At 33.7% G+C, this 19850-nt stretch carries 19 protein-coding genes and 1 pseudogene; 5 read left to right on the top strand and 15 right to left on the bottom strand.

The window, feature by feature from the left end:
* Window positions 1–152: 152 nt before the first annotated feature.
* The 4 genes from acsn021_RS06020 to acsn021_RS06005 form a co-directional block, all read right to left on the bottom strand.
* Window positions 153–1184: an HD-GYP domain-containing protein gene (locus tag acsn021_RS06020; protein WP_184092973.1), complete on the bottom strand. Its 1032-nt coding sequence runs from the start codon at window positions 1182–1184 to the stop codon at window positions 153–155.
* Between the two features lie 456 nt (window positions 1185–1640).
* The gene (locus acsn021_RS06015; protein WP_184092974.1) at window positions 1641–2435 is read right to left on the bottom strand and encodes an ABC transporter ATP-binding protein; all 795 of its coding nucleotides are present in this window, start codon (window positions 2433–2435) and stop codon (window positions 1641–1643) included.
* On the bottom strand, window positions 2435–3373 hold the full coding sequence (locus tag acsn021_RS06010; protein WP_184092975.1) for an ABC transporter permease: 939 nt from the start codon (window positions 3371–3373) through the stop codon (window positions 2435–2437). Before acsn021_RS06010 ends, acsn021_RS06015 begins: the two co-directional genes overlap by 1 nt.
* 166 nt (window positions 3374–3539) lie before the next feature.
* Window positions 3540–4523: an ABC transporter substrate-binding protein gene (locus acsn021_RS06005; protein ID WP_184092976.1), complete on the bottom strand. Its 984-nt coding sequence runs from the start codon at window positions 4521–4523 to the stop codon at window positions 3540–3542.
* A gap of 405 nt (window positions 4524–4928) precedes the next feature.
* On the opposite strand from acsn021_RS06005, the gene acsn021_RS06000 reads away from it, so the two are divergent.
* Entirely contained in the window at window positions 4929–5252 is a 324-nt protein-coding gene (locus acsn021_RS06000; protein ID WP_184092977.1) for a hypothetical protein, read from the top strand.
* A 122-nt stretch (window positions 5253–5374) separates the two neighbouring features.
* Here the strand turns inward: acsn021_RS06000 and acsn021_RS05995 are convergent, their stop codons facing one another.
* Window positions 5375–5890, bottom strand: a complete 516-nt coding sequence (locus acsn021_RS05995; protein WP_184092978.1) for a ferritin — start codon at window positions 5888–5890, stop codon at window positions 5375–5377.
* Window positions 5891–6134: 244 nt separating this feature from the next.
* Here acsn021_RS05995 and acsn021_RS05990 point away from each other — a divergent pair, with 244 nt between their 5' ends.
* Together acsn021_RS05990 and acsn021_RS05985 are read left to right on the top strand one after the other, a co-directional pair.
* On the top strand, window positions 6135–6551 hold the full coding sequence (locus tag acsn021_RS05990) for a helix-turn-helix domain-containing protein (RefSeq protein ID WP_184092979.1): 417 nt from the start codon (window positions 6135–6137) through the stop codon (window positions 6549–6551).
* 361 nt (window positions 6552–6912) lie between these two features.
* The gene (locus tag acsn021_RS05985; RefSeq protein WP_184092980.1) at window positions 6913–7326 is read left to right on the top strand and encodes a helix-turn-helix domain-containing protein; all 414 of its coding nucleotides are present in this window, start codon (window positions 6913–6915) and stop codon (window positions 7324–7326) included.
* A gap of 49 nt (window positions 7327–7375) precedes the next feature.
* Here acsn021_RS05985 and acsn021_RS05980 read toward each other — a convergent pair whose 3' ends face one another.
* From acsn021_RS05980 to acsn021_RS05935, 10 genes and pseudogenes are all read right to left on the bottom strand, one after another.
* The gene (locus acsn021_RS05980; protein WP_184092981.1) at window positions 7376–8434 is read right to left on the bottom strand and encodes a GGDEF domain-containing protein; all 1059 of its coding nucleotides are present in this window, start codon (window positions 8432–8434) and stop codon (window positions 7376–7378) included.
* A 388-nt stretch (window positions 8435–8822) separates the two neighbouring features.
* The gene (locus acsn021_RS05975) at window positions 8823–9074 is read right to left on the bottom strand and encodes a Spo0E family sporulation regulatory protein-aspartic acid phosphatase (protein ID WP_184092982.1); all 252 of its coding nucleotides are present in this window, start codon (window positions 9072–9074) and stop codon (window positions 8823–8825) included.
* Window positions 9075–9673: 599 nt separating this feature from the next.
* Window positions 9674–10795, bottom strand: coding sequence for a response regulator (locus acsn021_RS05970; RefSeq protein WP_184092983.1), 1122 nt, complete (start codon window positions 10793–10795; stop codon window positions 9674–9676).
* A gap of 394 nt (window positions 10796–11189) precedes the next feature.
* Window positions 11190–12386: an amidohydrolase gene (locus acsn021_RS05965; protein WP_184092984.1), complete on the bottom strand. Its 1197-nt coding sequence runs from the start codon at window positions 12384–12386 to the stop codon at window positions 11190–11192.
* Window positions 12387–12601: 215 nt separating this feature from the next.
* The gene (locus acsn021_RS05960; RefSeq protein ID WP_184092985.1) at window positions 12602–12787 is read right to left on the bottom strand and encodes a hypothetical protein; all 186 of its coding nucleotides are present in this window, start codon (window positions 12785–12787) and stop codon (window positions 12602–12604) included.
* A 225-nt stretch (window positions 12788–13012) separates the two neighbouring features.
* The gene (locus acsn021_RS05955) at window positions 13013–14704 is read right to left on the bottom strand and encodes a vWA domain-containing protein (protein ID WP_184092986.1); all 1692 of its coding nucleotides are present in this window, start codon (window positions 14702–14704) and stop codon (window positions 13013–13015) included.
* A 21-nt stretch (window positions 14705–14725) separates the two neighbouring features.
* A complete protein-coding gene (locus acsn021_RS05950) occupies window positions 14726–15451 on the bottom strand; it encodes a hypothetical protein (protein ID WP_184092987.1) in 726 nt (241 codons plus the stop codon).
* A gap of 329 nt (window positions 15452–15780) precedes the next feature.
* Window positions 15781–16362 (bottom strand): annotated as a pseudogene (locus tag acsn021_RS05945) (polysaccharide deacetylase family protein); the annotation flags it as partial.
* 57 nt (window positions 16363–16419) lie between these two features.
* Window positions 16420–17985, bottom strand: coding sequence for a recombinase family protein (locus tag acsn021_RS05940; RefSeq protein ID WP_184092988.1), 1566 nt, complete (start codon window positions 17983–17985; stop codon window positions 16420–16422).
* An 18-nt stretch (window positions 17986–18003) separates the two neighbouring features.
* Window positions 18004–18153 carry a hypothetical protein gene (locus acsn021_RS05935; RefSeq protein WP_184092989.1) on the bottom strand — a complete coding sequence of 50 codons (150 nt, stop codon included), beginning with the start codon at window positions 18151–18153 and terminating at the stop codon, window positions 18004–18006.
* A gap of 837 nt (window positions 18154–18990) precedes the next feature.
* On the opposite strand from acsn021_RS05935, the gene acsn021_RS05930 reads away from it, so the two are divergent.
* Together acsn021_RS05930 and acsn021_RS22820 are read left to right on the top strand one after the other, a co-directional pair.
* Window positions 18991–19482, top strand: coding sequence for a helix-turn-helix domain-containing protein (locus acsn021_RS05930; protein ID WP_184092990.1), 492 nt, complete (start codon window positions 18991–18993; stop codon window positions 19480–19482).
* Window positions 19483–19597: 115 nt separating this feature from the next.
* Complete coding sequence (locus acsn021_RS22820; protein WP_243167870.1) at window positions 19598–19711, top strand: DUF5710 domain-containing protein; 114 nt, start codon at window positions 19598–19600, stop codon at window positions 19709–19711.
* Window positions 19712–19850: the final 139 nt, after the last annotated feature.

Here is a 19850-nt window from a genome sequence, read left to right as displayed (position 1 = left end):
AGGTTTTTTAGCTTACAATATATTCCTATCATGTTTATGAAATAAAAAAGGAGCGAAAGTATTCCAAGAACAGAACACCTTCGCCATGCTGTTATCATGATAACAGCCTACATATTATTTGTCAATATACTAAATTTATACATACAGTTACCTTAAACGATTAATTTCGATATGCAAATATTATAATAATCTTTATCATTTTTTAAGTCTACTAATTTTTTGGTGGTTAAATTTCGAATTACAGGTCTTAATACGCAGTCCGAGTAGTTTTTAATAATAATCCCCTGCGTACCGTCACTTAATTCTACACAGGTTCCAACGGGATAAATTGTTACACAGCGAATAAAAGTATCAATGATAGCAGAATCATAAAGTTTGTTGCCATTGCCCATGAGATATTCTACAGTCTCAGAAGGAGAAAACGCATTCCTATAGGCTCTGTCTGAAGTCATGGCATCATAGGTATCCGCTACTGCTAAAATTCTTCCAAATACGGTTATTTCATCACCTCTTAGACCTCTCGGATAACCGGAACCATCATATCGTTCGTGATGTTCCAAAATTCCCACCTTCGTTATGCTGCTTAATTCAATCGCACTGGCAAGTATTCCGTAACCTAGTTCCGGGTGGTTTTTAATAATGTCAAATTCCTCATCTGTCAACTTTCCCTGCTTGTCTAATATCTCTATAGGAATGAATTTTTTTCCAATATCGTGAAGAATTCCTGCTGCTCCAAGACATAACAGTTCATCACGACTGAAGTTCAGCTTTATACCAACACACACTGCCAATATCCCAACATTTACACAATGCAGATAAGTATATTCATGATGTCCCCACATATGCTTCATATTTACCTCAACATCCTTATTATGAATAATATTATCCACAATATCCGAAATTAGAGGTGCCATCTCTTCTATATTACCATTGCTATTTACGATATTTTCCAATCTAGAGGCAGCTTCCATGCGAAGTCTTTCATCCACTATATCTTGAATGATTATTCCTTCTGATATATCATCCTCAATATATAGTCCTGTAAATCCCATTGTCTTTAATCGGCTCAAAATGTTTTCTGTCAGTTCTGCATTTTCCCTCAAGAGCACAATTCCCTGTTCGCTATACAGGGGCTTTCCTAGTTTAGATCCCGCTGCCACACTATCTATAGAAAGAAATCTCATCTGCTGAATCCTCCACGTATGTATGATATATCGCAATTGATATATTATAGCATATTATGTCAGATAATAATATCATTTTTTATTTTAGAAATAAATGAATATTTTGGCAAATAGGATTTAAACTGGCAAGCAGAGGGTATAATAAAATAAGTTGTCCTAATTATTAGTATTCCCAAAACATTAAAAATATGTATATTTTCACGGAATGCAGGCCTTTATGTTTCGACAGATAATAAACTTCTTTTTGTGTCTTTGTAAGGATAGCATTTGCAAATACTTAGGTTAAATAAAATATCATAAGAATTCCTAACAAAATTTTTTACGTCTGTATAAATGCAAGATGTCAGGATACTCTTATGATATTTTTCAATGATATTAGATATACTATATACCTTTAAAACTATATGTCACATTGCGGAGCAGCCGGAATGTCACAATATATTTATTAGAAACACTCTAGGCTAATATCATACGGTCATTAGCGAATTCACCACCACTGGCACTTTCGAATTTGGCCAGTAAGTCTTTTACTTCCAGTTTTTTCTTTTCCTCACCAGATACATCATAAATAACACGTCCTTCATGCATCATTATTAAACGATTACCGTACTCAATAGCATTCTTCATATTGTGGGTTACCATTAAAGCTGTCAGGGAATTTTTCGCAATAATCTGCTCTGTTAATTCCAGTACCTTTCTGGCCGTTTTAGGATCGAGAGCCGCTGTATGCTCATCGAGTAATAACAACTTAGGACTTTTCAATGTTGCCATTAGCAAGGTCAAAGCCTGTCTTTGTCCACCTGATAAAAGCCCTACTTTTGATGTTAGTCTGGTTTCCAGACCTAAGTCAAGAGTTTTTAGAAGCTCTACATATTCTTCTTTTTCTTTCTTGGTTATCCCCCAACTAAAGTTTCTTCTTTTTCCCCTTCTATAAGCCAGAGCAAGATTCTCTTCTATCTCCATATCTGCTGCTGTTCCAAGCATTGGGTCCTGAAAAACCCTGCCCAAATACTTCGCTCTCTTAAATTCTGAAAGTCTAGTTATATCGACATCGTCCAGCGTAATAACGCCCTCATCAGCAAAATGAACACCAGCAATCATATTAAGCATAGTAGACTTACCAGCTCCATTTCCTCCTATAATGGAAACAAAATCAGAAGGTCGTAACTCCAAATTCAACCCATTTAATACTGTTTTTTCATTAATAGTACCCGGATTAAAGGTTTTATACAAATTATTAATAGATAACATTAGCCAACCTCCCTTCTGGGTCTTACCTTTTGCTTCCTTAATACCGGTACAGATAAAGCTACAGCGACCAATACTGCTGTCAACAACTTCAAGTCATTTGTATTTAAACCAAGTTGTAATACAATTGCAATGATGACACGGTATAGAATGGAACCAACAACTATTGCAATTAACTTGCTGGCAAAGGAACGTCTACGGTGAAAAATAACCTCTCCAATTACAATAGAGGCTAAACCGGTTACAATGGCACCCACCCCCATAGTTACATCTGCAAAGCCTTGAGTCTGGGCAACCAGACCACCAGATAAAGCTATTAAACCATTACCAATTGCCAGACCAAGAATTTTGGTGAGGTCTGTGCTTGCCCCCTGTGCTCTTACCATGGCTTCATTATTACCGGTAGCTCTCACGACGCATCCAATTTCTGTACCAAAAAACCAATATAAAATAACTATTACCAGAATAGAAAATACCAGACCAATACCAATTGATATAATATTCTGAAGAACAGAATCCTGTATGCCAAGCTCCGTTGCAGATGGAAGTAAAGATTTAATAATGGTAAGAATCGTAGTTTCTCCAAGAAGAGGCGTGTTGGATTGTCCCATTATTCTAAGGTTAACTGAATAAAGTGCTATCATGGTTAATATTCCTGAGAGAATTGCAGGAATCTTTAATTTCGTATGAAGCACACCGGTAATTACTCCTGAAAGCATACCTGCAAGTAAAGATATCAATAAACTGATAAACGGATTCCACCCAAATCCTACTATTAATAATGCGCAGACACTTCCCCCTAAAGCAAAGCTGCCTTCACTGGTTAAATCCGCAAAATTCAAAATCCGAAATGCCACATAAACACCTACAGCCAGTATAGCCCAAAACATTCCTTGTGACACAGCTCCTAGCATTGCCAGAAATATTGCTGCTATATTCATATACTTACCTTACCTTCCCTTATCTCATAACAATCTTCTAAAAAAGTACCTTATTAACCTTTTAAAGTACTGTCTGGTCAATATGGTTCAGACAGAAAAAACTGTCCCAATGCAAGAATAAATACTTGGAACAGATTCCTCTTTTTATGATATCTTACTTTGATTCTTATTTTTGTTGTAAATCTTCCGGAATCTCAATGCCAAGTTGTTTTGCAACTTCCTCATTGATTGTCAATGTACATTCCTCTGCAGATAGATATTCAATAGGCATGTCTGCTGTTTTTGCAGTCCCTTCAATAAGCTTAACCGCCTGTTTGCCCGTAAGGACACCTAACTGATAATAATCGATTCCATAGGTTGCAAGTCCCCCTTTTTCTACCATTCCTGCCTCACCACAGATTATCGGCAGGTTATTCACATTGGCAACCTGAGATACCGTTGTCATAGAGGAGGCAATCATATTATCAGTGGGAGCATATATAGCATCGACCTTACTAATTAGGGATTCTACTACCTGTTGGATTTCATTCGTATTAGATACCGTTGCATCCATAGTCTCAAGTCCCAAAGCAGTGGCTGCTTCTTTTGCCATTTCAGCCTGAATTTTTGAATTGCTTTCACTGGAAGAATAAAGTATTGCTATCTTTTTCGCATCCGGAAGCAACTTAACCAACAAATCCATCTGCTCTTTTACCGGCGTTAAATCAGAAGTACCGGATACATTTCCCCCGGGAGCTTCATTAGAAGCAATCAAACCAGAAACAACCGGATCCGTTACTGCGGTTACCAGAATCGGTATATCCTTCGTGGCATTAACAAGTGCCTGCGCGGAAGGTGTTGCTATCCCTAAAAGCAAGTCATTTCCGTCATTTACTAATTTTGTTGCAATGGTATTGGTATTTGCCAAATCATTTTGCGCATTCTGATAATCAATTTTAATTTTTTCTCCGTCTACATAACCAGCCTCTTTTAGAGCATCTACAAATCCCTGATAGGATGCATCCAGTGCAGCATGTTCCACTAACTGGCTTACTCCGATACGATATACCTTATCCCCTGAACTCGTCTCCTTTGTTCCACAACCTGAAAGAGATGTACTTGCCAAAATTGCTATTAATGAGATCGCAATTGCTTTTTTCATTTTTTTCATAAATACCCTCCTGTTAAATAAATCTTCGCATCACCCTTTTAACTTCAGGGCTTAGCCACTTTAAAGTAATAAAGTTCAACGCTTTTAATGGGTAAAGTCTACACTGAAAACCTACTTTTGTCAATATTTTTTTACAGGAAAAAGTACCACTAACCCGCAATCTTAGGGTGCGCAGCACTTTTTATAAATAGGATATATAATTATATCACAGGGATTTTAACCAGTACTATTCAATTTAGTCCCAATCCGTCTCAAAGTAATTAAATCGTTATACTAATACAGAGAGCCAATCACCCCTTCTTCTCTTCTATAAATTTATAACATTGACTATACTAACAAACTTAATTATAATGTCAGTTAAGCACTTTAAAAACCATAGAATGAATATTAAAATGAGGTTGGATTATGACAGAAGAAGTAAATAATTTTAATACAGATTTGAAAGACTTATTTGTTAATAATAAGTTTGATGAGTTGACTGAACAGTTAGCCAAAAGCGAAGTTGCAATTATAGAAGAAATAATTATGCATAATTATAGTATTATTAAAAAATATTATGAGGAGGAGAAATTTAATCTGCTGGTACAGTATATGCGATTTGTAGCTTATTCCAGTTTTCTTTGTGAATATGGTGCAAAAAATAGTATAATACCCTCTGAAGAATTTGATGCCATGAATCTGATATTTATGAATATTCATGAATATGTCACTCAAATCCGCAATTCTTAACATCTTCAAGCACAGAATGCGCCAAATAGATACATTTATAATGTCATACTTTTCGTATGCAGCCTTTAGGAAAACCTAAAAATAGCGCCTAAAATAGAACCAGGCGCTATTTTTATATAATCTTATTCTAATACAAGGGAAGGTGCCGCGTATACTCTTGCTTTTAATTCATTATCAAGCATGTATAAGCCTTTTGGGTCTCCTGCAAATAAATCAAATTTTTTGATGTTATCATCCGCATTCTTCTCTTCTTCACCTTGCTCTTTAATAAACCAATCTAAAAACTGCATAGTACGGAAATCTTTGTTTATATATGCTTCTTCATATATAGCATTAATAGAAGCTGTTACGTACTGCTCATGTTCTAAGGCTTCCACTAATGGCTCCCGAAAGTTTTCATACTTTTTAAAAGGAGCTGCTATCTCCGACAATATTACAGATTCTCCATTGTTTAAAAGGTATTGACGGAATAACAATGCATGGTCTCTTTCTTCCTGCATCTGAACAAAGAACCAGTTCTCAAAACCGTTTAAACTTTGGTCTGCGTAGTAGTTTGCCATATCCATATAGAGATAGGCCGAATAAAATTCTTTGTTAATCTGTTCGTTCAGTAATCTTACTACTTCAGGTTTCAACATATTAATCTTCCTCTCTGCTAATAATCAAGTGAATCGTTACTTTTTACTCAAGACAAAGTTAAATAAAATCTATTACTATGTATTGCCATTATAACATGTTTCATGCATTATTAAAACAGGAGGTTATGGTTTTCCATTAAATTGTCTGTAAGTTAAATATTATTGGATTCCTTTTCGAATTTCAAAATTGTTATTACAATTTGTTATATTTGTGATAGTATTTAATTTAACAAGGAGTGATATTTTGGATATTGGTAAAAAAATCAGACGACTTCGACTAGAGAATAATCTAAGTCAAATAGACCTGGCTCACATACTTGGAGTCAGTAAGTCTACTATGTCAAATTATGAACGCAATTTTAGTACCCCAGACCCAGATACTTTGGTAAAACTAACAACTTATTTTAATGTCTCCATTGATTACATATTCAGCGGTGCTGATACGATTGCCCAATATGAGGCCTTAAAGGAGTCTTCCTCCTATAATAACGGAAGTTCTTCCATTAATAAGGATGAGGGTAAAGTAATTCAATATTATAGGCGTTTAAGCGAGGAGCATAAGGATTATATCAAAGGTCAGATGGTACATCTGCTCATGCAGGAAAATTCGCAGAAAAAAGATCTTCCGGGGTTTGAAGATCCAAAAACGAATCCGAACTAAATTAATTAGGCTTCTGGATTGGTAGATTGCAAATCTTTCATTTATTTTGCTGTATGATGTTCATCCTATTCAGCCTGTTCACGCTCTGCTATTTAGTAGGCTGATGCTCCCCTTACTTACCATTCTAGGATTTTTAATAAGGCATAGGGAATCCTAATTACTATTTGAGGGGAGTTTTTTTTTACCCCTATGCCTTATTAAAAATGATACGAAGGTTTTAAGCACCTGTAGCCACCTAAGTGACTACGACATTATTATATCCAATTATTTGTAATTTGTCAAATGTTTTTGGATATATTTTCAAAAATAATACAGTTTTTTAAGTAATTACAATAAAACACGCAAGATAAGGAGTGATATTTTGGATATTGGCAAAAAAATTCGTTCTTTAAGACAACAAAATGGATTATCTCAAGTATCTTTGGCTGATATTATTGGAGTCAGCAAGTCTACCATGTCTAATTATGAACGCAATTTTAGTACACCTGACCCTGAAGTTCTATTAAAACTGGCAGATTATTTTAATGTTTCCATTGATTTTCTTTTTAGTCATCAGGATTTTGGTTTTCAAAGTGATTTAACAAAAGAATCTGTTACTTATGCTAACAGCTCTTTTAATAAAGATGAAAGTAATGCTCTAACTTATTACAATCGTCTAAGTGATGAAAATAAAGATTACATAAAAGGATTAATGATACAACTTTACCGTAGAGAAAACAATATTCAAAGTGATTTCCCAAAAATCAAAACAAAAGAGGGAAAGACTTCCCCCTAAGTACGTACTATATTATATTCAGACGGCAGACCTGGCCGATAAAACGATCCTAGACAAAAGTATACTGGTTTCTGCCGTTTTCTTTTGATTTATATAAACCGTCATCAACCCTCTTAAATACTTCATTAATACTATCGCTTTCTTTCACCATAGTGATTCCCATACTGATGGTTACCCTATGCTTTCCCGGAAGTTCAATTTCTGACAGCTTTTGATTTAATAATCCAATTACACTTATAACTTCTTCCTGTTTGCCATAATATATAATGGCAAATTCATCTCCTCCCCACCTGGAAAAAAAATCTGTTTCCGACAACTGACTAATAAATTTTTCTGCCACACTGCACAAAACATTGTCTCCGGCATTATGTCCATGAGTATCATTAATTTCTTTAAATAAATCAATATCAAATAAAATTATATATATTTCTTTTTCAAGCTGCTCCTTACTACGTATAATTCCACGAAGCTTAATATCAAATGCTCTGCGGTTATAGATATCAGTCAGTGTATCTTTATTAGCCAGACTTTCCAGTTTCTTATTCGCTTCCTGTAGTCTGCGGCTATATAGATTCAGTTTATGCTGTTCCTCTATATAGGTGTTGGCAAATTGTCTTAATAACAGATATCCTGCTGTTAAAGTTAGGGGGAGCTGTATCATTCTGTCACGGAACAATAGTTCCTCACTGTAATCCATTAAGAGTGTAGGATATTTATACTCTATATAAAACAGGGCGCCTACCATCAGACTAAGAATAAATAAAAGTAATGCCCTTGCCTTTTTTTCGAACAAAAATGTAATGCCTATTATGATTAAGAACAAATAGGCAGTTGAATTTGTATTACCTTTTCCCCCATTAAACCAGCCGATAGGCAAAATTATGAGTATAATATTTAAGGTAAAAAAAAGCTGCCAATAACTACTATGAAGTTTTTTAGTTTTTTTCATAGTCATAAAAGATAATATAAATAGATATATCCATTTAAGATTAGATATGGCCGGATATGACGTTATTATATTCCCTATAACACAAAGAACGGAAACGGTAATTCCCATTATATTAATCCAACGAAATATTTTTTTACGCATTTCTGTAGTTTTATACATACAACCCCCATTTGAATTCTTGGGTTTGCTCCTTTATCCTCTGTCAAAAAATAGATAATAGCAATCATAATTGTTATTATATTATGTTTTCGAAAAAATGACAATATCCTATAGTTTGTTTTTACTCTTTAATATTTTTATACAAAAAAAATTATGGTATTTTAGTCATATTAGGAAGATTATAGCTTTCGACAAAGTACGAGGGATTTGGGCAGGGGTAGTGGTTTGTGTGAAAACTATAACACCTCTGTGATAGATGTGATGCATTTTTGATGGAAAAGGGCTGTTACAAAATTTATTCTCAGCCTCCTGGCATCTGCCTCTGGAATAAAATTTGTAACAGCCCAAACTATAAATAACCTGCTATAGTCTTTCTCACTCTTCACATTTACTTGTGATACCCTGAATCTTTGTTTTTGTACACTTTGTCATTATAGTATTCAATAACTACTTCGTCGAACCGCTGTCCCAACTTTACAATTTCATCATCATCCATAATCCCTCCATTATGGTTTATCATTTTGTGTAGGTTCAAGCGAAGTTTCTCAATATGGAAATACTGTATATTAGAACTAGAATAACATATTTCTGGTACATCTTCCTGCAATTGTTTTCTGTCATTTTTGTGCGTTTTTATCATGTGTATCCTCCTTGCATATCTCCGTTATTTGTTTTTATTGCAGTCAACACTAACAGATTCATAGCAAAGCCTTCCTATAATTGATAATTTAGGATAAAATTAATAATTATACAATATACATAAAAATTGCCAACTTTTTTGTTTCTACAAGAAAATAGAAAATGATTACCTTAAAACGAATGCTTGTAACTTATTATCCCTCCTACAATAAATAATAAGCTAATATAACTTTATTTCCTCCTACCGAAATTAAAGTATATTATTCTTATTCCCTCCTATCGGAACAAGAAAACCATTAGACCAATCTTATTCTCTCCTACAAGAATAATTTAATTCATAACCTCCAATTCTTTGCTCCTTGAGCAAGTTCTCTATCTAATACTATATACTGCTTTTACAATCTTTTCAAGTCTTTTACACGATTACACTTAACTTCTAAGAATAAAAATTAAAATTTATGCAAAAATCGTCTAACCTAAGTTGTCCCTCTCATTTTACCTTTTGTTAAATAATTAGTTAAAATTAATTATCATCTGGTTACTTTATTATAACTATTACCTTCTTACAAACCTCTTACAATGCTTCTTAAAATAATACAATTATTGTAAGATATACTTTTGATATATTCTCATATTTTCCCCTTCAACCGGAACATTTAGTTCATTTTCCAAGACATGCTGAAAGGATTGAAAATGTTTTAACAATTTGTTTTTATCTTTTTGCTCGTAGTATATTTTCATTATTTTATGATTGGTACTTTCATTGAACTTATCTAATTTCAGACTTGTATACAAATAGCTTAAAGCTCTTTCATATTGTTTTGTTTTAGTGAAGTAATCAGCAGTTTCTTCTAATACCTTTACCATACGTGAAATATACTTTTGCTTGTAGGGATAACACCATTCATAATTAAAATCTTCGAACAATTCTCCTTTACAAAGCTGACTGATTATTTCATATTCCCCAATCGTTTCGGCATTAAGAGGAAGATTTTTTGTATAAAAATTGTCAAACTGTATCAAATCACAGTCTACATTCTGCAACTGGCAGCAATATCCATCCTTGCTCCCCTTTATTGAAGTAATGTTAATAAAACTGCAAAACATTTCAATTGTTTTACGTAATCGAAAAAGGGTTGTGTGAAAATTACTAGTAACATGATTTTCGTTATTCTCAGGCCATAAAGCTTCTCCGATTTTCCATTTTTCGATTTGCAGATTTCGATTCAAAATAAAATAGGCTAAAAGTTCTGCCGATTTTTTCGAGGTTAATTTGATGTTAGAACCATTCTTTGCTCTAATTTCAAAGGTTCCAAAACATTTTATATAATTTTTCTCTTCTATGTTGTTTTGCCGAATTCCTTTAAATTTTGCAAGGCGTATTACTGTTTTTGTTAGCTCCTCAGGATTAATCGGTTTCATAATAAAATTAATAGAATTTACTTTAAAAATGTCTAATGCATAATGCTTATGGGCAGTAACATAGACTATTTGCAGGTCTTCATCTTTTTCTAACAATTTGCCTGCTAATTCGATTCCATTCATACCCGGCATTTCAATATCCATGAAGACAATATCCGGTTTTAATGTCAAGATACCTACATACGCTTCAGATGGTAAGGTATATTTACCGATAACTTCCATACCTTCTATATTTTTTATTAAATTGTTTAATAGACATAGTGTAGGTTTTTCATCATCTACAATAACTATTTTTAGCATTCAACCACCCTTTTCATTGTTTGCCCGTTATTTAGAATAATTTTCCTTTCCTCTTTATATAACTTTACTGTATTTTCCTTAATTTCTCAACCGAAATTTACACATTATTACATATTTCGCGTATGATAATAACATTTTAGCATTAACCCACAGGCAATACAATAAAAACCAACAAATATTATGTTGTTTTTTTTTGCATTTTGTATCTTTTTTTATCCTAACTAGTAATCAAACTATTTTATCTTGTTAAAAATATCAGACCAGTCGTTTTACAAGGTATTCTATATCTATTTATTCTTCGTATAATATTACCTATCTTTATATATTAACTGGATATTATCAAAAATCTCATTTAAAACTTTTCCTTTAACTTAGGAATACTATTAAAGTCTTATCAATTTGTGTATGAACGATTTTCATGTCTCTCATCCGCCCACTGGTATATAATTTTTCCATTAATGATTGTGTACACAGTATGGGTGAATACCTCCATGGGGTTACCTGTAAATATAGCAATATCTGCATCTTTTCCAACTTCTAAGCTGCCTACATGCTTGGCAACATTGCAAATTTTTGCAGCATTAATAGTAATCGCTTTTAATCCGCCTTCCAAGCCTAACCCCTTTTTTGCAGCAAAACCGGCACATACCGGCAGGTATTGGATTAAAGTAACCGGATGATCCGTAGTGATTGCTACTTCAACACCTTTCTCCGCTAACACTCCTGCTGTCTTGAAATCTGCATTTTCGATTTCCAATTTATTTCTGCACGCCATATCAGGCCCAACAATAGCTGGAAAACCACTTTCTTTAATTTCATCATCAATAATATGTCCTTCCGTACAATGATCTAATGTCAGCATAAGTTTGTATTCTTTTGCAATTCTTATAGCTGTCATGATATCATCTGCACGATGCACATGTGCCTTTAACGGAATCTTTCGATCCAAAACCGGCAGCCAGGCTTCACTCCGAAAGTCTTCCTCAAATTCTTCCCCACTCTCCTTGGCCTTTTCTTTCTTTAATTTATATTTAGCTGCATTAAATAGCTCTTCCCGCAGCATAGCTGCTATTGTCATTCTGGAGGAAGGTGGTTTATTTAAGTCTTTATAAGAGGCTTTTGGATTCTCTCCAAAAGATACCTTCATAGCTGCCGGCTCTAAGAGTGTCATTTTATCAATGATTCTGCCGTGCGTTTTCATAAATAAAAATTGTCCCCCAACAACATTGGAACTTCCTGGACCTACCATAACAGATGTAATTCCTGCCTGTATTGCATTATGAAAAGCCGGATCTAATGGATTGATGGCATCAAGCGCCCTTAAATATGGGGTTACCGGTAATGTAGTCTCATTACAATCATCGCCCTCCATTCCTTTTTTTTCTTCCGTAATACCTATATGGCAATGGGCATCAATTAAGCCTGGCAGTACCCACATTCCAGTAGCATCAATTACTATATCCTCTGCTTTTGGGGAGATAGTCAATCTTTCTTCTATTGAAACTATTTTCTCATTTTCTACTACAAGGCAGCCTGACTCAAAAGTCTTTCCTGCCATTGTTACTATTTTACCATTCTTTATAATGAGCATAAGTACCTCTTTTTATAATATAAAATTTAAAGAAATAAATATCCTTATAACAAATAAAAAGCTCCCTGAATTCCCTAAACTATACGTATTGAAAGAGATATTCATAAAAGTATTATGTCTTTCAACCGATGAAAGAAGGAAATCATGGAGCTTTCTCTATTCAGGGCAGTTAATCAGCAATTAATGCAAATGCTTTTTTTGTATAAATAAAATATTCAGTCACAATTACGAGCACTTTCATTAGAATCATTTTTAGAATTTTTAGTAGAATCTTTACTGGAATCTACTAAATTCTTTGAGCTGCTTGTATGAGTGTTACTGGTCTTGTTTTTTGAAGATTCTCCCGTATAAGCGTTACTACCTGACTTGTCTGAATAATTGTTATTATAGCTATTTTCCATGATGACCTCCTAAGGTAAGAATATTTAAGTGAGTGAATTACATAGCTATTATACCTATCTACAAAAAAAATATTCACATTGTATCATCTTTATAGGCTGATTCGTAAGTTGGTACTTATTATCAAATTAATCAATACAAAAAATAGACAGTCTGGTTTTTATGAAACCTGGCTGTCTATTCATATTAAAGCTTTTATAATAAATTTATTTTTATTAGTATAAGTATTACATTTGGGCATTAAATAAACTCTTTATTTTATAGATAACATCATCAGAATCTGCATTTATACTGGAAGCTTCATTAATTTCCGAAATTGTCTGCAATGCTTCTATGTCAGCATTATAACCAATCGTATAAATTGGTATTCCAGATTCCTTTATAAGAGGTGATACATATTCCATCGTGTTTCCTTCATTGGTGGCACCATCACTTAATAAAAAGAGCATAAGCTTTGCATTTGGGCTCTTTTGCTTTGCCTCCAGCAACATACTGATACCAACGGCCACGCCATCATAGGAGGCTGTTCCCCCGACTGCCTGCAAATCCTCTACAGCACCTTGAAAATATGCCCGCTGATTTAAGTCAAATTTTGCAACAGGTACTTCTATGGTTACGTCAGAGCTATAACTTACTAATCCAATGCTGTTATTATCGTTAATGTACTGAGCACCATTTATTAAACTTTTTTTCAATTGAAGAAGTGGGTCACCATCCATACTACCACTGGTATCAGCTACGAAAACAGCAATAATATCTTTACCCCCGTCTTTATTTTCTTTCCACAGTTTTTGTGCTTGAACAATTGTACCTCCGGAGGTGTCATAAGAATCTCCTTTATATTCATCCATTCCGTTAAAGCCATACTCTGCTGCAAGCTTCTGCATCTTTGATTCCTGACAAAACTTCACAAATCCATCAAGCGCTGCCTGCTTGCCTTCTGAAAGATTCCCCACAGAATAGAGGGGATTATCATGTCTTATACCAAATGGTATAAATTCATACTTAGATAATTCTTCATCATTAACATACAGCTGATATTCGTTAATCATCCCCTCAAGCTTACCAGAAGAAGCACTATCTCTCATCTGTATGGTGGTATATGCAACAAAAGGAATGTTGTTCTGAAAGGAAGTAAAACCTGCTTTTGCCTTTTCACTTAATAATTGGTCCTGATCATAATAATTAAGTGTACTTAATAAAAAGTTCAGTCCGGTAGAACTTGATAATGGATTGGTATAGCCCATAACAATTTCATTATTGACAACTGCTTTGATTACCGCCTCTAAATCTGCTTTTCCATAAGCCGTTTCCAATTTATTTTTTGTAGTCTTACTTACTAAAATACCAGCCACATTACCCACCATACGATCGACTTCAACGGTAACATTACCGCCTTGTGCTTTAATTAAATCTCCCCATAAACGAGAAGATGGTGTATATGCGTCCGGAAGATATTTTCCTGATATAATATAGTCAGCACCCTGGCCCGAGGAAACATTTCGAATAGAAACAGATGCTGTTTTTTTGCCAACTTTGAATTTCTGAGCATTAAATTCCTTAGCTGCTTCAATCAGCCAACCATCTTTTCCTGAACCTGCTTTTTCAGGACTTACAAAAATTTCAAGCACAATATCGCCAGTTCCTTCAACAACTAAAGGATATTTTTCAATCTCTGGTAGTTCATCATACAAACTAGCCGTAGTAAGTTCCACAGAAGCTTTTCTTGGTGTAGCTTCTGTTATATTTATTTTATCCTTTAAAAATGTAATTTTACCTGCAATATCCTTCTCTGAATACGAAGTAAATTCAGAAGTCTGTTTTGACTTGGGGTTGCCTGCCAAATTTACTAAAACAAGAACAATTACAAAGACAGCAACAATTCCAAATATAAATTTTACAATTTTATTATTACGCATGTTTATAGCTCACTTCCCTTCTTATTGGTACTTTTTAACTAAATCGTCTATTTCATCATCTCTATCTGCACGTATACTTTCCATAGCTTTAATGATATCTGTCAGTTTGCTGATATCAGCTTCCTCAGCAACATCACCCATGCTGGATACCTGCGCTATCAGTTTTTCAAAATTCAACAAAATAGTTTCATTTTTTTCTACATAAGCCTCAATATATGCCAGATTCTCACTAACAATACTAGGTTGTACCTTATCATCAAATATCTCTATGCGGTTTATGATGCGCTCAACGTGAATTACCAGAGCATTTTCAATAGTATGTACAAGCTGTGACAAGGAATTACCTCTGTCTAGTTGTGCCTCATCCAACAACTTTACATAAACTTCTTTTCTTCTTTTAAAGTTATCAATTTGCCCACATACGCGATGTACATTTTGATACAGTCTTTTCATACTGTTGCTGTTGCTGCTCTGCCTTCTAGGGTACCCCTGTAACCAACTCAGACTTTTATCCAGTTCGGTTAAATTAATTCTTTCAGTTATTTCATGCATAGTTACACCGAAAATCCGGTTATAGAGCAGTGCTATTGCCCCTGAAATAATAAAAAAGATGATGGTTATAAAAACAGCCTTAAAAGTATTAGATGCGTCCGTGAATTTATTCATTACAATTAAGGCGGCCGGCACTGTTAACAGTGCTCCCAGTATAACAATCCAATATATTGTATTATTCCTGTTATTTTTCATTCCTGCTCCTATTACTGCAATATTATCTTGAATTTAATCCTCTCCACCATCTTAATATTCTTTATAAAAAAAGTCAATTGTTATGGCTCAATTTTTCCAGAAAAATGCATTATTATTGCATTAATTAGACTAATAAATCTTTAATCTTCTCTATAACCAACTTTGGTTCTACTGTAATCCATTTATGATTTTATCCTAAGTTGTATACAAAAATCTCAATGTATTACCCAAAATCTCTATTTCGTTTTGGTGAAATTCATGGAGAAGTTATTATGTAACCGAATAAAGTGAATTATATTAGATGAAAAGTGGGTTATTACTATCTATATTTATTTTTTTTGAAATTGCCGTCCTTCATGATCCATATAATAATTATCCGTATATATTATTTGTGATATAGGAACTATCTCATAACCTTTTGACTGTAAACCAGTAATCACTAATTCCAATGCATCTTTTGTGTATTTTGCACCATTATGACACAGGATGATAGATCCATTTCCTAAATGGTTGTTATCAACAACTGTTTTTACAATGGATTCCACGCCATAATCTTTCCAGTCGAGACTATCCACATCCCACTGAACACAATAATATCCTAGTTCCTCCGTAGATTCAATCAACGTATTATTATAATCACCATAAGGAGCTCTAAATAAATTCATATCTATTCCTGTTAGTTCTTTCACTTTATCATGAGCTGTCTGGATTTCCTTCTTACATTCAGTTATAGATAGCTGCGACATGTGTTTGTGATTTTCACTGTGATTCCCAAGATCATGCCCTGCTGCTGCGATAGCTTTAACATCCTCCGGATATTTATCAATCCAACCCCCAGTCATGAAAAAAGTAACCTTGATGTCATATTTTTCCAATATATCAAGTATTTCTTCTGTATCATCATTCCCCCAAGGGAAAGCTAGATAAAGACTGTAAGGTTATTTCTAAAAAATATTACAGTCAGCACTTTATAGAAACGGACTCTTAAATTTAAAAGATATGATAATTCTTTTATCCTCAAATACATTTATCTCATCAATTAATGAAACGAGAATTTCTCTCGTTATGGAATCAATGTTCACATAATTGATAAAATTAAGAATCCACTTATCATGCTGTTCTAAATACTTATTTGTTTTTGATTGTTTGTCTCTTAATATCGTTTCTTTTTCTTGATATTTTCTTTCTTCTTGATCAATCTCAGTCTGAAAATTCTGATAGTCACTCTCGTTGATAACACCCTTGGCTAACATTCGTAACATATTTGATTTTTCCTGTTTAAGATTGACCATTGCCATTTTAATCTCTGAAAGCTTTAATTCATCATTATCTCTGGGTTCATTATACGATATTGTTTTCATAATATCTATATCTTTTTGAGTTAATGCTTCCTGAGCTTCTTCTTTTATAGTATCAAGGACTATATCATTTAGCACGTCTTCCCGGATAGAATGGCTGGAGCACACTTCTTTTCCATATTGTTTATATGAGCCGCACTTATAATATATTGTATCACCTGTCTTAGTTTTAATCTTTGTTTTAGCAAGTCTTCTTCCACAATCACCGCATTTTAATAATCCTGCATACATGGTGATGTTTTGCTCCAAACCCGGATTTCGATTCTTTGATTTCAATAATTTTTGAACTATATCAAAAGTTTCTGCTTCAATAATTGCTTCATGTGTATTGTTAACCACAATATACTTTTCTGCTGGCACAGCTCTGTGCTGCTTCAGATTATAAGAAATCTTCTCCTGTTTGTGCTGTACCATGTGTCCAATATAAACCTCGTTGCTTAATATGCGATTAATGGTAGAATACGTCCAATAATTCGTACTGCTTAGTTTCCTGCTGTTCTGATACTTCTCTTTCTTCTCCCTTTTGTATTCCGTAGGACATAGGATGCCTTCCTTATTTAAAATTCGTGCTATCTTCATCTTTCCATATCCTTGCAAATACATTTGAAAGATTCGCCTAACTATAGCAGCAGCTTCCTCATCCGGTATCAAGCGATTATTATTATTGCTGTCCTTTTGATATCCAAAGGGTGCAAAAGCTCCTATGAAATCACCCCTTTTTCTTTTTGAATTTAGTGCTGCCTTGATTTTTACGGAAATATCCTGAGAATAGAAATCATTAAATAAAATTCGAAAAGGGACAACAATATCGTTTCGTTCCTCGTTAAAGGTATCAATATTGTCATCTATAGCAATGTATCTTATTTTTCTTATAATGAAATCTTTTTTTATTAGCCTGGATGTTTCAACCTGGTCACGACCTAAACGAGAAAGGTCTTTCGTAACTATTGTATTAATTTTACCAGCTTCTATATCACACATCATCCTCTTGAACTCATCTCTGTCATAGTTCATGCCAGTATATCCATCATCAATATAGGTATCTACTAATACAAGTTCCTGATGATTATCCAAGTATTGCTGTATGATAGATAGCTGATTCTCAATACTTTCTGATTGTTTGTTGTCTCCATCTTCATTTGACAGTCTGAGATAGCCACCTACTCTGAATTCCATGTTTTTCGTATCCCCCAGTTAGAGTAAAGATTTGCTTAATGTAGTTTTAATTACTTCCTTCATACAGTCCGTAAGACTTCTATCATTATTGCTATGTTTAATATAAACACGATAACCATGATTTTTACTATTATCTTCCCTATGTAACTTCTTCTCAGATTGCTGCATGTTGACTCCTTTCCAGATTGGTTCGTAATCTAAGCTTATTCCCATTATATGTGACAAAAACTATTATAATTACCCAGCTACAATAATAAAAAGCTGTCTACTCAGTAAACAGCTTAAGTTAGTATTACTTTATCAACTTTCAATAGAGCATACCGTATGATGATTATTGAAAGGGGAGTATAATTTTTTATTTTCCATACCATATGCCCTATTGAAAATTGATAATTTGTGTTGACTACCCAGGCAGTAGCCATATGTTAAACAACGAATTCAAATGAAGATTATTTAAATTAAAGTGTTCAAGTAAGTCAGGTCATAATCAATTATATTATTATATGTATTGTATATATAGTCCAATCTCTTCTTTCATATCCAGCTAATGCTTCGGATCTACCCATTCCTATGGATAGCTGTCCCAATTTTACGAACAGAAGTATCATTATCCCTCTGGTGATCATGGCGAGCAGGTTACCACTCCCTGCCTTGATAATACCATTTATCGCTTTGCACCTTTGATGTTATCTTATTTACGGTTTATTCCGCAGGTGGTCGTGGCGTGGTCTATCACCGCTTAGCCTTTTAGGCACATTTTGAAGATTAACCGCATGGAACGGATTACTCGTTAAACACAGTCGCTTCACAGAGGAACGTCGAGAACACTTTTATGGAGTTTTCAAGGTACATAGAAAAAAAATTGATGATAAAATCATTATCAGGAATAATTATATCACTTTAAGGTTTTATAGTCAATGAAATATTATATTTAGAAATATTATCACAAAGGAACTTCAAATTATAATATAATGGAAGATAGAAATTAGGGAGGTGACACGTTTGTTGGAAAGAAAGATTAAACATTTAAGAAAAGACAAGCATTTAACTCAGCTAGAATTAGCAAAAAAGTTAAATTTAACTCAAAGTACGATTGCTGCTTATGAAAATGGAATAAAAATACCAACTGTCGAAAATTTATTAGCAATAGCTAAGTTTTTTCAGGTGTCAACCGATTATCTCTTAGGACTCACAGAAAATTTAAATTATGAACCAATAGAATCGAACGACGATTTCGTAAGTGAGTCTATTGCTCCCTATACAACTACAAATTCCAAAGAATATAGCAAAGTTATTTCTTATTATCATCGATTAGATAATGAAAATAAGGAGTATATAATTGGTAAGATGATTGAGTTATATAAAGAACAGCAAAAACCGATTAAATATGTGCATAAAATTGAAACAGATGAAGATATTCTCAAAGAGTTAGAAAGTTATCGACTAGAATTAGAATCCAAAAAGAAAATTAATTTGCAAGATAGAAATATAAAATAAAGCTGCTTCTAAGCTTACTTCCTATTTTATTAACAGTCAATCAAGAAAATATTAAAATAGAAAATAATTCTTATAATAAATGCCAAACACAGGATAAATAGAGGGGAGCTATATTATGCCGTTATATCTCAATGTACCTTATGATGAAAAAGATGATGCCAAATGGAGTCCAAGGAAAAAACAATGGTATGTAGAAAGAAAAGAGGATTATATTAAGTTTCGACGATAATTTCCAATCCAGAATGGGAACTGTGTGGTTCAAAATCAGGTTTACATATTAGTTACTAATTTTAAATGCCCTAAATGCGGACACATAACTCCAATTATAACTACTGGGTATGATAAAGCTGGCATATGGATTATGAATA

Source organism: Anaerocolumna cellulosilytica (genome assembly GCF_014218335.1).
GTDB classification, from domain to species: domain Bacteria; phylum Bacillota; class Clostridia; order Lachnospirales; family Lachnospiraceae; genus Anaerocolumna; species Anaerocolumna cellulosilytica.
The sequence above is the reverse complement of the archived record's forward strand: the minus strand, read 5'-3'. Positions and strand labels throughout refer to the sequence as shown.